The 12,148-nt window shown below is 55.0% G+C and carries 7 protein-coding genes and 1 pseudogene; 4 read left to right on the plus strand and 4 right to left on the minus strand.

The window, feature by feature from the left end; all coding sequences use genetic code 11:
- Window positions 1–31: 31 nt before the first annotated feature.
- The 3 genes from fepD to fepC are packed head-to-tail and all read left to right on the plus strand — an operon-like array spanning window position 32 to window position 2,822.
- Window positions 32–1,039, plus strand: a complete 1,008-nt coding sequence (gene fepD / locus IB222_RS16690; protein WP_149384109.1) for a Fe(3+)-siderophore ABC transporter permease — start codon at window positions 32–34, stop codon at window positions 1,037–1,039.
- On the plus strand, window positions 1,036–2,028 hold the full coding sequence (fepG, locus tag IB222_RS16695; RefSeq protein ID WP_003831191.1) for an iron-enterobactin ABC transporter permease: 993 nt from the start codon (window positions 1,036–1,038) through the stop codon (window positions 2,026–2,028). The genes fepD and fepG overlap by 4 nt, the downstream gene beginning before the upstream one ends.
- On the plus strand, window positions 2,025–2,822 hold the full coding sequence (gene fepC / locus IB222_RS16700; protein ID WP_148362281.1) for an iron-enterobactin ABC transporter ATP-binding protein: 798 nt from the start codon (window positions 2,025–2,027) through the stop codon (window positions 2,820–2,822). The genes fepG and fepC overlap by 4 nt, the downstream gene beginning before the upstream one ends.
- A 46-nt stretch (window positions 2,823–2,868) precedes the next feature.
- Here fepC and wzz(fepE) read toward each other — a convergent pair.
- From wzz(fepE) to fes, 4 genes and pseudogenes are all read right to left on the minus strand, one after another.
- Window positions 2,869–4,001: pseudogene (gene wzz(fepE) / locus IB222_RS16705) on the minus strand (LPS O-antigen length regulator Wzz(fepE)).
- A gap of 229 nt (window positions 4,002–4,230) precedes the next feature.
- Window positions 4,231–8,121, minus strand: coding sequence for an enterobactin non-ribosomal peptide synthetase EntF (gene entF / locus IB222_RS16710; RefSeq protein WP_148362282.1), 3,891 nt, complete (start codon window positions 8,119–8,121; stop codon window positions 4,231–4,233).
- Window positions 8,118–8,336 carry an MbtH family protein gene (locus tag IB222_RS16715; RefSeq protein WP_003831185.1) on the minus strand — a complete coding sequence of 73 codons (219 nt, stop codon included), beginning with the start codon at window positions 8,334–8,336 and terminating at the stop codon, window positions 8,118–8,120. The genes entF and IB222_RS16715 overlap by 4 nt, the downstream gene beginning before the upstream one ends.
- A gap of 30 nt (window positions 8,337–8,366) precedes the next feature.
- On the minus strand, window positions 8,367–9,584 hold the full coding sequence (fes, locus tag IB222_RS16720) for an enterochelin esterase (protein WP_126318891.1): 1,218 nt from the start codon (window positions 9,582–9,584) through the stop codon (window positions 8,367–8,369).
- 253 nt (window positions 9,585–9,837) lie between these two features.
- On the opposite strand from fes, the gene IB222_RS16725 reads away from it, so the two are divergent.
- Window positions 9,838–12,132, plus strand: a complete 2,295-nt coding sequence (locus IB222_RS16725; protein ID WP_149384108.1) for a TonB-dependent siderophore receptor — start codon at window positions 9,838–9,840, stop codon at window positions 12,130–12,132.
- The last annotated feature ends 16 nt before the right edge of the window (window positions 12,133–12,148 follow it).

A 12,148-nucleotide genomic window follows, 5' to 3' on the forward strand; every position in this document is an offset into this window, starting at 1 on the left:
GATAATTACTATCATTATCAGGGAAGTTGATATGTCATGCTCTGTTTCCGCGACACGTACCTTCGCCGTGCCCGGACTATTGTTATTACTTGTTCTCACCACGGTATTAAGTCTGGGTATTGGCGCCAAGTCGCTACCTGCCTCCGTGGTGCTGGATGCGCTCACCGGCAGTTGTCAAAGTGCTGATTGCACCATCGTGCTGGACGCGCGCCTGCCGCGCACGCTGGCGGGGCTGCTCGCCGGTGGCGCGCTGGGCCTGGCTGGCGCACTTATGCAAACGCTCACGCGTAACCCTCTCGCCGATCCCGGCATTCTGGGTGTCAACTCCGGCGCCAGCTTCGCTATTGTGCTGGGGGCCGCGCTGTTCGGCTTTTCCTCTGCGCAAGAGCAGCTGCTGATGGCCTTTTGCGGTGCGCTGGCTGCGTCGCTGATCGTAGCTTTTACCGGCAGTCAGGGCGGCGGGCAGTTAAGCCCGGTGCGTCTGACGCTGGCGGGCGTTGCGCTGGGCGCGGTGCTGGAAGGATTATCCACCGGCATCGCCTTGCTCAACCCGGACGTTTACGATCAGCTGCGTTTCTGGCAGGCCGGCTCACTGGATATCCGCAGCCTGCAAACGCTGAAGGTTGTGCTGGTACCGGTACTGATTGCCGCGGCTGTCGCACTGTTCCTCAGTCGCGCCCTGAATAGCCTGAGCCTCGGCAGCGACACCGCTACCGCGCTTGGCAGTAAAGTCGCTCGCACGCAGTTTATTGGCCTACTGGTTATTACCGTACTGTGCGGCAGTGCGACCGCGATTGTCGGTCCTATCGCCTTTATCGGCCTGATGATGCCGCACATGGCACGCTGGCTGGTGGGGGCGGATCACCGCTGGTCACTGCCCGTAACCCTACTGGCAACGCCTTCTCTGTTACTGATTGCCGATATAATCGGTCGCCTGATTGTCCCCGGCGAGCTGCGCGTGTCGGTAGTCAGTGCGTTTATCGGTGCACCGGTGCTTATCTTTCTGGTACGCCGTAAATCGCGCGGAGGTGGCGCATGATGCACCTCTCCCGCCGCCTGATAATCAGCAGCCTGCTGCTGATTGCAGGTTGTCTCGTCATGGGTTTGTGGAGCCTGCGTAGCGGCGTTGTTACGCTGGAAACCCAGCAAATTATTGCCGCCCTGCTCGGCGATGCGCCGCGCAGTATTACGCTGGTGGTGACCGAATGGCGTTTGCCACGCGTGCTCATGGCGCTATTGATTGGCGCAGCGCTCGGCGTGAGCGGCGCAATATTCCAGTCGCTGATGCGCAACCCGCTGGGCAGCCCGGATGTGATGGGTTTCAACACCGGGGCCTGGAGCGGTGTGCTGGTGGCAATGGTGCTGTTCGGACAGCATCTCACCGCTATCGCGCTGGCAGCCATGCTGGGTGGGATCCTGACTTCTCTGGTGGTCTGGGCGCTCGCCTGGCGCAATGGTATCGACACCTTCCGGCTGATTATTATCGGTATCGGCATTCGCGCCATGCTGGTGGCGTTCAACACCTGGCTGCTGCTGAAAGCATCATTAGAAACCGCGCTGACGGCTGGGCTGTGGAACGCCGGATCGCTCAATGGCCTGACCTGGGCCAAAACCTGGCCTTCTGCCCCGCTGATTATCATCATGCTGGTGTGCGCCGCGCTGCTGGTACGCCGGATGCGTTTACTGGAAATGGGTGATGACAGCGCCTGTGCGCTTGGCGTCAGCGTTGAGCGTTCACGTCTGATGATGATGCTGGTTGCGGTGGTACTGACCGCTGCCGCCACCGCGCTGGCCGGTCCTATCTCGTTTATTGCTCTTGTCGCGCCGCATATCGCGCGACGTATAAGCGGTACATCGCGCTGGGGATTAACCCTGTCGGCGCTGTGCGGCGCGTTGCTGTTGCTGATGGCGGATTTATGCGCCCAACAGCTGTTTATGCCTTATCAGCTTCCGGTGGGCGTTGTCACCGTAAGCCTCGGCGGTATTTATCTTATCGTCTTGTTAATTCAGGAGTCCCGCAAAAAATGATCGAATCAGTAGCCCGTTTGCGTGGCGACCAGTTAACGCTGGGTTATGGCAAGTTTACCGTGGCGGAAAACCTCAATGTATCGATTCCCGACGGCCATTTCACCGCGATTATCGGGCCAAACGGCTGCGGGAAATCAACGCTACTGCGCACGCTGAGTCGTCTGATGACGCCCGCGCACGGCAAGGTCTGGCTCGATGGCGAGCATATTCAGCACTATGCCAGCAAAGAAGTCGCCCGCAGAATAGGTTTGCTGGCGCAAAACGCCACCACGCCGGGAGATATTACGGTACAGGAGCTGGTTGCCCGCGGACGCTACCCGCACCAGCCGCTGTTTACCCGCTGGCGGCAAGAGGATGAAACTGCGGTCTCAAACGCCATGCAGGCGACGGGTATCACCCATCTGGCATCACAAAGTGTGGATACCCTTTCCGGCGGACAACGTCAGCGTGCATGGATTGCGATGGTGTTGGCGCAGGAAACGTCGATTATGCTGCTCGATGAACCCACCACCTGGCTGGATATCAGTCATCAGATCGATCTGCTGGAACTGTTGAGTGAGCTAAATCGGGAAAAAGGTTATACGCTGGCCGCCGTTTTGCACGACCTGAATCAGGCCTGTCGCTATGCAACACATCTGATCGCGCTGCGTGACGGAAAAATAATTGCCGAGGGTGCACCGAAGGAGATCGTCACCGCGCAGCTTATTGAAAAAATCTATGGACTGCGCTGTATGATTATCGACGATCCGGTTGCCGGAACGCCGTTAGTGGTGCCGCTTGGACGCAACAAATAACACGCGTTACAGTATGGCGGCCAGCTTGCCGCCATACGACAATTCATCACACCAGTTGCTGATCAATAAACGTCATTTTTTGCTTACGCGACACCATGGCATAGTTCAGCAGAACGCCACCACACGCCACTATTCCCCCCAGTAATGCGGCCAGAATAACGATCATTGATTTAGCCGGACCGTCTTTTTTAACCGGCAGCGAAGGTGAAAGTTGATATTTAAACGGCGTAAATGTTACGTCACCCACATTCATCGCTAACAGTTGCTCAACGTGATACTGGCGATTACGTAATTCACCGTTAATTTCAGCAACATCCGTTACTGATTTTTCTATTTCTAATTTACGTTCGATGCCGTCAGCACCCAGTGAAATAGAAAAATCGGGGTCATCCTTCACGGCCTGGCCATTACTGTAGACCGGCTTTTTAATCCCGGCGGCATTGGCGATCTCCAGCGAGTAGTTCAGTCGCTGGATATTTGCTTCCAGCTGGTTTTTGAGCCTGACGCGATCCATCTCCAGTCTCTCTTTTTCATAACTGGTTTTGATGGACAATTTATTGCGAATATCTTCCAGCGTTTCTTTCACCACAAGGGCAGAAATATACTGGATATATCCCTTCAGCCTGACTGGGCTTCTTCGGCCTGAGGTGCGGTAAAACTCAACGTCCATGCGGTATACAGCGAAGTTTCGTTCTTCTTACCCAGGTTAGTATCAACCGCTTTCATTTTCTCACTGAGCCTGACAATTGCCTGATGCAACTCCATTTCGTCGATATCAGCACCTTTCAATTGATCCATTACGTAAGGCGAAGAGCGCAGATATTCTTCTAACAATGAAGGCGACTGGAATTTTTTGATAAACAGGTTAAACACATCACCACGGCTAACGCTAATATCCATATCCAGCACGCGCAATTTGGTCAGCGTATTCTCTAATCCCTGCCATTGAACCGCTTCCGCCGGCGTCACGATGGCCTGACTGGTCCATTTTTGTGGCAGCAGAAAAGAGACCAGAATACCCACACAAGCAAAGGCGAAAACGGTCGCTATAATTTTCGTTCTTGCACGCCATAAGATTTCGATTAGATTCACTAAATCGATTTCATTTGCGTTTGCCGTTGGCTGAGGATACCCAGTAAATTCCGAAACGTTATCTTGCTTTATATTTAATGATGACATGTTGCGTGACCTGAAAACTTTCCTAAAAGAAAAACATTCCTGTGGGAGAAGTCTACCAGCTAGTCAGAATTATCCGAAACAATCTTTGTGCTTGTCGCCCTACCAAAAATTATATTCGGAATTTATTCACCCCTTTCATCACCTTGCACCGCACAAAAAAGAACAATTCCATAACATATTTTTTACATTATGGAATTGTTCGATCACCGCGATAGCAATATTCGTCTTGTTACACAGATTTATTAATCAGTGTATTTATTACAGGTCCTATCGCCTCAAATGAGGCAGGGGAAATAATATCAACATGCGCGCAATCCTGGCGGTAAACATCCAGACTGGATATCCACGGCGACCAACTGCGCTCAGGACTCACACCCGGTACTAACGTGCGCTCAGCGACGAAAAGCGTGGCGTGACCTGCAAACGGCACGCTGTGCGCCGTGGTAAGCAGGCGAACCGCATCGGCGTAGTTGCCTTCGATTGCGTTAAATAAAGCCTCTGACGCATTCCCCTGCTGCGCCGCCAGAAACGCTTCGCGTTCACGCTCGATCTCCGCCAGTACCGCTGGATCCAACCCATTAGCCTCTTTTTCTTGCCAGTTTTGCGTTTCCGGCGGCCAGGTATCCAACAGCCCGAGGAATGCAACCGTCTCTCCTCTGGCATGTAAGCGCGCGGCGATCCCCTGTGCCAGCGTGCCGCCCAGCGAATAACCTAATAAATAGTAAGGTCCGTGAGGCTGTTGACTGAGCAACGTTGCCAGATGATGTTCGCATACCGCGTCGAGGTTTTCCGCCGTCTGCATAGGCCCATCCGGTCGTGGCGACTGAATACCTATAATCGACCACTGCGGGCTGAGATATCGCGACAGCACGCTAAACTGCCAGGCAAAACCCGACGCCGGATGAAAACAGAACAGCGTTGGGCCGTGACTTTCACGCAGCGGCAGCAGTGCCTCAAATCCCAGACGCTGCGACTGTTCATCATCAGTGCTCTCCAACAGAGCGCTCAGTTGTTCAACGGTAGAGGCCACCATAATCTGCCCCGGCGTCACCTGACGCTCAAAAACCCGGCTCAACTGTGCTGCCAACTTCATCGCCAGCAACGAATGTCCGCCAAGCGCAAAGAAGTCTGCCGCCACGTCATTCACCTCGCAATTCAGCAAAGCCGCAAAAGACTGCGCGATGGTGGTTTCAGTCCCTGCTCGCGGTGCGCGCCCGGAAACACGCGACGTCAACTGTGGCATCGGCAGCGCTTTACGATCCAGTTTACCGTTCGCGCTAAGCGGCAGCTCCGCCAGTTGCAACAATACTGTCGGTACCATATGCGCAGGCAGTTTTTCACGCAGCTTTTCCCGCAACGCGGACGTATCCAGCGGTAAACCCGATTGTGACACCAGATACCCCACCAGTTGACGCGCATCGCCGCCTGTCGCCGCCGCCTGGTTGAATACGCAGGCGTGGGCAACGGCATGCTCGACATCTGGCAATTGCTGCATCACCCGGTCAATCTCGCCGAGCTCAATGCGTTGTCCGCGAATTTTAAGTTGGTCATCGCTGCGCCCAAGGTATTCCACCGCGCCATTTTCCAGCCAGCGAGCCACATCCCCGGTACGGTACATGCGTTCGCCAGCGTTAAACGGATCGGCGATAAAGCGGCTTGCGGTCAGATCCGGACGGCCCAGATAACCTTGCGCCAGTTGGATCCCCGTCAGATATAAGTCACCAGCCACGCCGAAAGGCACCGGGCGCATCATGGCATCCAGAATACGTAAACCGGTATTCCATACCGGATAGCCAATCGGCACGCTGTTGCCGGTTACATCAGCAAGGTCTTCCCCCCAGGCCGGATACCAGCTCACATCAACCGCCGCTTCCGTTGGTCCGTACAAATTGTGCAGTGGCGCATGAGTTAACTGTTCCCACTCACGGCATAAATCTGCAGGCAAGGCTTCGCCGCTGCAAAATACCCGTTTCAGCGAGGCACAACTCTCCCGCGCGGTTTCCGGCGTCAGTGAAGCGACAAAAGCGGCCAACATAGAGGGAACAAAGTGCGTGGTCGTCACCCCATATTGGGCAAAGAACTGCTGCATCGCCAGCGGGTCGCGGTGCGCCTCAGGCTCTGCCATTACCAGCTTTGCCCCGGCAATAAACGGCCAGAAAAACTCCCATACCGAGACGTCAAAACTGCACGGTGTTTTTTGCGCCACCACATCATCCGCGGTCAGCGGATAGTGATTTTGCATCCACAGCAGACGGTTAACGATGGCGGTTTGCCCAACCATCACCCCTTTTGGTCTACCGGTAGAACCGGAAGTAAAAATGATATAGGCAGTATGAATGGGCTGAGATAGTGCCAGCGGAGCAGCATCTTCTGCTGGCAGGGGGGAGTCATAGCACAGACTTTCCAGCCCAGGAATATCGCTAAAGCGCGCCAGTTGCTCATTGGTCGCGATCAACAATTTTGGCTTCGCGTCTTCGAGCATCATCCGCAGGCGATCGTCCGGGTATCCGGTATCCAACGGCAGCCAGGCTGCACCGGCTTCAACAATACCGTGCAGCGCCAGCGTCAGGAACACGGAACGCGGTAATGCCACGGCGACGCTGTCGCCAGGCTTGACGCCGCGTGCACGCAAAAGCCTCGCCAGCGCCACGACCTGCTGGCGCATTTCGCGATAGCTAAACTGATAGCGGGCATCGGCCAACGCCGGGGCATCCGGCGTTTTATCGGCCTGCTGTGCCACCAGCGCGCTTAGCGTAGTGGACGGGATCTCGACGATCGTGTCGTTAATCTTCGTCAGCCGCTCATTTTCTGTTGGCAACAGCATCCCGGCGTCGCCGCAGCATAGCGCCGGATTGTCGGCAAACTGCTCGATAAGCCCGATTAAACGCGAGGCATGCTGCGCCAGCATTTCTGCATCGTAGCGCTGTTTATTGGCCAGAATTTCAATACTCAGCCCACCGTTTTCATCCGGGAATAACGCCAGCTCAAGATCGTTCACCGGCCCTGTCGCCAGCGTGTGGGTTTGTGCCTGAACGCCGGGAATATTCAGCTGATAGTCGAATATTTTCACGTTCAGCACCGGGCCAAACAGCGGCTCGGCACCGGCTGCACGCCCGCTGTCGCGAACGATTTGTTCGGCATCATAACGTTGATGCCGACGCATTTTCTTCAACTGTCCGGCCAGTCGTTGTGCAAGTGCAGACAAGCTTTCTGCCGCATCCAGCCTCACACCAAATGGCAGTACGTTTAAAACCGGTCCAGTGGAGGTCAACGCCGCCGACCCCATACGCCGCATAAAGATAAACCCGGCGGCATAATCCATTCGGCTGCATAAACGTCCCAGCCACAATGCCACCAGCGCGAGGGCCAGATCCGCACGCTGAACGTCAGGCATACGTGCCGCAAGCCGACGAAACGCCCCTTCAGGCGCGGTTAACTTCATACGAATAATATCCGCGCTGGCCGATCGTCCCGGCAACGGATTGTTCGACAGCGAGACAGGAGGCGGGAGTTGCTTTCGCTGCTCGCGCCAGAAAGCGCCGTCGCGTTGCCAGGCATCGCTTTGACGGTACTGTTGATACTCTTCCACCACCTCGGCGAACGGCGTAAAAGGCGAGTCAGGCGTAGGCTCGCCGTGTAGCCATGCGCGATAAATTGCGGCTATCTGGCGGGTAATGGCTGGAAAACTGAAGCCATCGACCAGCAAATGATGGTAACGCTGATACCAATACCAACGCTTTTCTCCCACCTGTATAAGCAGGTGAAAAACCAGCGGCTTATTGCCATCAGCACGTATGTCCTGCTGCAGGTCTGCCTGCATCAACGCACGCGCCGCCTCATGTGGATTGGCTTTTTCGCGCAGGTCGATAATTTCAGGTTGCGCAAAGGCGAGCGCAGAATCCACCCATTGCCAGATCTCACCGTTATCTTCGCTAAACCGCATCCGCAGAGTATCGGCCTGCTCCAGGCCCGCCACAACGGCTTTCGCCAGCAACGACGCGTCCAGTTCGCCAGTTAATTCTACGTAGTGCGCCACGCTCCACGCCGAGGGCAATGTGGAGAGTTTTTCCGCCATCCAGATCCCCGGCTGAGCCGCCACTAACGGTAAACGCTGAGTCATGGAGCCTCCTGCACATCGACGTAGTTCGTTGGCGTCAGCGTGGTCCAGTTTGCATCCAGCCATTGCTGGCAGGCTTCCTGGGATTGAGGTTCGCAAGCAATTTGCCAGCCAGCAGGAAGCGAGCACTGCTGCGGCCAAAGGCTAAACTGACGTTGGGGATTTTGCAGAATGTAAAACTGGCCCTGCGGATTATCGAAGGGGTTACTGAATTCCATACTCAACTCCTGTCGTGGAACATCGTCCGGTTAAATCGTGTCGGTAAGCGGTTGCCAGAGCGTCATTAGCCCTTGCATCAGACCGCCGCGCCAGCAAAGCGCATCGTGTCCGCCATCAACCTGACGCCAGAAAATAGACTGTGGTGCAGAAGGTAACTGGGCATATAACGCCTGATTAGCGCGATAAATAATGGGCTCGCGGATCCCCGCTTCCAGGACAATACGCAGCCCCTGAGCGCTGACGGTCCCGGTCTTCAGTTGCTCGACGATCGCTCCGTCCTGATGACCACCACGATGCGGCCACCAGTAAGAGCCCGACTGGCTGAGCACACAGCCAAAGCGCGCAGGCCAGTTCAGCCCGGCATACAGCGATGACAACCCGCCAAAACTTTGCCCAGCCACCACAGTGCGCTGCGGATCGTCACTAAACGCTGTCGTTGTCTTCACCAGTGGTAATAGCTCCTCCTGCACCGCCAACCAAAAATCCGCATTACACGGTAGCTCATGGCTGCGGTGAGCCGTATCAATGGCATCAATCAGGAGATAAACGGCAGAAGGAAGGTGTCCGCGATGCGTGAGTGAAGTCAACGCAGGCCAGACCGGCATACTCTGTGCCCAAAACTGTCCGTCCAGCAGGATAGCCAACGGACGCGTTTCGGGTTGAGCATCACCGGTGGTAAACACCCATACGCGACGCGTATTGCCGAGCCTGGCGCTATGCCATTGCAAGCAAACTGCGGGTGAATCTGGGTTTTCAGGTCGCTCCCATCCAGGCTGTACGGGTGCCTCCGGCATTTCCAGCGCAGACACCGCGTGGCCACGACCGCCCCGCCAGCTCTGCGGATTAAGGGGATCGGCAATGGCCTGCGGCAGCAATTGCCGCCAGCCTTCACGCAGGATGCTTCGGTCAGGCGCAGCGTCCGCCGCCAGCGAGGAGAAGATATCGTTTCGTGCTGTTGGGATAAAACAGTAGCTGCCACGCCAGTTGGCGCTGAGGGAAACACTCCAGCACCAAACATTTGTTCCATCAATGCGTCGCATCGACTGAGGGATGGCATTTTGATGGTGGTCGGTGACGCCGGTGATATAAACCCAAACGCGATGAATGGCTGACTCTTTTTCCGTTCCCCGTGGGTCACGCCACCAGAAGGTTACCCGATAATTTCCGTTGTCTTCACGCTCCCACTCCGGGCCTTTTTTCGACTGCCACCACGCCTCGCTTCCCATCTTTAACGTCGTCACAGCCATAACCCCATGTTTATTGTGAAATTTTATGATCTAGCGTGAAATATATTGATAATATTATTGATAACTATTTGCATTTGCAATAGCGTATTGTCGCGCTGTGGGAAGCGCGTACAGTTTTTCACCACTTATAAACCGACCTGGCGCTGCGTACTTTTTCTGGAATGGATAGTTTACGCAGATGCGGGCGACATCAGGCCAAATGCCGCACCACGGCACATTGGTACTCGTGGCTAAAAGAACAGCAGGACATACAATGAACAACAAGATTCATTCACTGGCCTTATTGGTCAATTTAGGGATTTACGGGGTAGCCCTGCCAGCAATGGCAGAAGATCAAACCGATAGCGTCGCTGTCTCTCATGAAGACACCATCGTCGTTACCGCCGCCCAGCAGAACCTGCAGGCGCCGGGTGTTTCAACCATTACCGCTGATGAAATTCGTAAGAACCCTCCCGCTCGCGATGTGTCGGAAATCATCCGTACCATGCCTGGCGTTAACCTGACCGGCAACTCAACCAGCGGTCAGCGCGGCAACAACCGCCAGATCGATATTCGCGGCATGGGGCCAGAAAACACCCTGATTTTGATCGACGGTAAACCGGTTACCAGCCGTAACTCCGTACGCCAGGGCTGGCGCGGCGAGCGTGATACCCGCGGCGATACCGCCTGGGTTGCTCCGGAAATGATTGAACGTATTGAAGTGCTGCGCGGTCCTGCCGCAGCACGCTATGGCAATGGCGCAGCTGGCGGTGTGGTGAATATCATCACCAAGAAAGGCGGCGATGAGTGGCATGGTTCCTGGAATACCTATTTCAACACCCCGGAACACAAAGAGGAAGGTTCAACCAAGCGTACCAACTTTAGTCTGAATGGACCGCTGGGCGGAGATTTCAGCTTCCGCCTGAACGGTAACCTCGACAAAACCCAGGCCGATGCCTGGGACATTAACGACGGTCACCAGTCAACACGTACGGGCGATTACGCAGATACGATGCCTGCGGGTCGTGAAGGGGTAAAAAACAAAGATATCAACGGCCTGCTGCGTTGGGATTTTGCCCCAATGCAATCGCTGGAGTTTGAAGCTGGCTACAGCCGTCAGGGCAACCTGTATGCGGGTGACACCCAAAACACCAACAACGATAACAAAACCAACGGACTGGTGAAAAAATACTACGGTAAAGAAACCAACCGTATGTACCGCCAGAACTATGCGCTGACGTGGAACGGCGGCTGGGACAACGGCATTACCACCAGCAACTGGGCGCAATACGAACACACCCGTAACTCCCGTTTGGGTGAAGGTCTGGCAGGTGGCCTTGAAGGGTTATTTAACAGTAATCAATTTACCGACACTGACCTGGCGGATGTCACCCTGCACAGCGAAATTAGCATTCCATTCGACCTGTTAGTTAACCAGAACCTGACGCTCGGTACCGAATGGAACCAGCAGCGTATGAAAGACATGAGTTCCAATACCCAGACCTTTATGGGCGGGAACATACCTGGTGCCAGCAGCACCGATCGTAGCCCGTATTCGCAAGCTGAAATTTTCTCCCTGTTTGCTGAAAATAACATGGAGCTGACCGACAGCACCATGTTGACGCCGGGTCTGCGCTTCGACCACCACAGCGTCGTTGGCGACAACTGGAGCCCGTCCCTGAACCTGTCCCAAGGTCTGGGCGACGACTTTACGCTGAAAATGGGTATCGCACGGGCCTATAAAGCACCTAGCCTGTACCAGACTAACCCGAACTATATTCTGTACAGCAAAGGCCAGGGCTGCTATGCCACCGGATCTGCGACGGGCATTGGTTGCTACATGATGGGCAACGATGACCTGAAGGCCGAAACCAGTATCAACAAAGAGATTGGTCTGGAGTTCAAACGTGACGGTTGGCTGGCCGGCGTCACCTGGTTCCGCAACGATTACCGTAACAAGATCGAAGCGGGGACTGTACCGCTAAGCAGAACGTCAATTACCCAGAAAAACCCGACTACGGGTAAAGAAACAACAACCTACACCGATATCTATCAGTGGGAAAACGTACCTAAAGCGGTGGTGGAAGGCCTGGAAGGGACGTTAAACGTACCGGTTAGCGAAACCGTTACCTGGACCAACAACATCACTTACATGCTGCAAAGTAAGAATAAAGAGACCGGCGAACGCTTGTCGATTATTCCTGAATACACGCTGAACTCAACGCTGAGCTGGCAGGCGCGTGAGGATTTGTCACTGCAATCCACCTTTACCTGGTACGGCAAACAGCAGCCGAAGAAATATGATTACCAGGGTAAACCAGTGACCGGCAGTTCAGCCCAGGAAGTGAGTCCGTACAGCATCGTCGGCCTGAGCGCGACCTGGGATGTGACGAAAAACGTCAGCCTGACCGGCGGCGTGGATAACGTCTTCGACAAACGTCTGTGGCGTGAAGGTAATGCCCAGACCACCAGCGACAACAAGACTGGCTATTATATGGCGGGTGCTGGCGCGTACACCTATAACGAACCGGGTCGGACGTGGTTCATGAGCGTTAACACACACTTCTGATAACGCTTTCCCTCTC

This window comes from Citrobacter sp. C13, from assembly GCF_014596815.2.
Lineage (GTDB): Bacteria > Pseudomonadota > Gammaproteobacteria > Enterobacterales > Enterobacteriaceae > Citrobacter > Citrobacter portucalensis.

Coding starts and splice junctions, on each gene's coding strand:
- fes (WP_126318891.1), bottom strand. CDS start 9,584: ATGGCTGTGACGACGTTAAAGATGGGAAGCGAGGCGTGGTGGCAGTCG.
- fepD (WP_149384109.1), top strand. CDS start 32: ATGTCATGCTCTGTTTCCGCGACACGTACCTTCGCCGTGCCCGGACTA.
- IB222_RS16725 (WP_149384108.1), top strand. CDS start 9,838: ATGAACAACAAGATTCATTCACTGGCCTTATTGGTCAATTTAGGGATT.
- entF (WP_148362282.1), bottom strand. CDS start 8,121: ATGACTCAGCGTTTACCGTTAGTGGCGGCTCAGCCGGGGATCTGGATG.
- IB222_RS16715 (WP_003831185.1), bottom strand. CDS start 8,336: ATGGAATTCAGTAACCCCTTCGATAATCCGCAGGGCCAGTTTTACATT.
- fepC (WP_148362281.1), top strand. CDS start 2,025: ATGATCGAATCAGTAGCCCGTTTGCGTGGCGACCAGTTAACGCTGGGT.
- fepG (WP_003831191.1), top strand. CDS start 1,036: ATGATGCACCTCTCCCGCCGCCTGATAATCAGCAGCCTGCTGCTGATT.